Raw genomic sequence first — 1,038 nt, forward strand, 5'->3', positions numbered from 1 at the left:
ATTTATCACTTTTCAGTCATCACAAGACTTTTTCAAGGCACAAAATGAACACAAATGCGTCACCTGTTACCTTTTACTGCTTGGGAAGGGCATGAAACTGGCTTTTTAGGCGGGATTCGTTGCTACAAGCATCGAGTATGCGATTTTACGCATTATTGTGACGAACGCCAATCGTTTTTCCATCATGTTTATTGTGTTCATGGTCAAAAATACCACCGCCAGGGGGCGCTCTATAATGGATCCTGTGAATCAAGATGGACAAGGAGTCCCCATGTCACAGCCCCCATTCAAGGCCAGCCAGCGCAGATTGCTTATTGGCTCGGCCATCGCACTCGCCCTGTTTGCAAACCCGTTCAGTTATGATTTCGCCCACAATGAGTGGCAAATGAATCAGGCCTATGCCAAGTCCTGCTTTATCGCCGGCACTCGCATCACGATGGCCGATGGCTCCACCCGCCCTATAGAGACGCTGCGGGTCGGTGAACGGGTGCTGGATCAGCACGGCGGCAGTAACCGGATCCTGGCGATCGAACGGGTCATACTAGGCAAGCGCAGACTCTACGGGATCAATGATCTGCCCCCGTTCTTTACCGCAGAGCACCCTCTGCTGACCACGCGGGGCTGGGCGGCCATCTCACCGGCCATGACCCGAACCGAAAACCCGCAACTGGCGATGCTGCCGCTATTTACCGGCATGCAGATAATGTGTCGCCCGGCACCTGTTATGGTGACGGGCAATCTGGCCCTGCAACCCCAGCCGGAATTACTGCTGGTTGAGTCACTCTGCTGGATCGAGGCATCTCCCACTACCGCACTCTTCAATCTGCTGCTCGATGGCAGCCACAGCTACATCGCCAATGAGCTGATCGTTCACAACAAAGATGGCGGTGGTGGCGACAGCGGTGGAGGCAGCAACAGTAGCGGAGGCAGCAACAGCGGCGGAGGCAGCAACAGCGGCGGTGGCAGCAACAGCGGCGGTGGCAGCAACAGCGGCGGTGGCAGCAACAGCGGCGGTGGCAGCAACAGCGGCGGTGGCAG

General features: G+C 56.3%; 1 protein-coding gene. It reads left to right on the plus strand.

Annotated elements, in window-relative coordinates:
* Positions 1–271: 271 nt before the first annotated feature.
* Positions 272–1,038: hypothetical protein (locus tag AB5Y85_RS06420; RefSeq protein WP_368221284.1), on the plus strand; the 767-nt coding region annotated here is incomplete at its 3' end.

Source organism: Aeromonas sp. R3-1 (genome assembly GCF_040908345.1).
Lineage (GTDB): Bacteria > Pseudomonadota > Gammaproteobacteria > Enterobacterales > Aeromonadaceae > Aeromonas > Aeromonas veronii.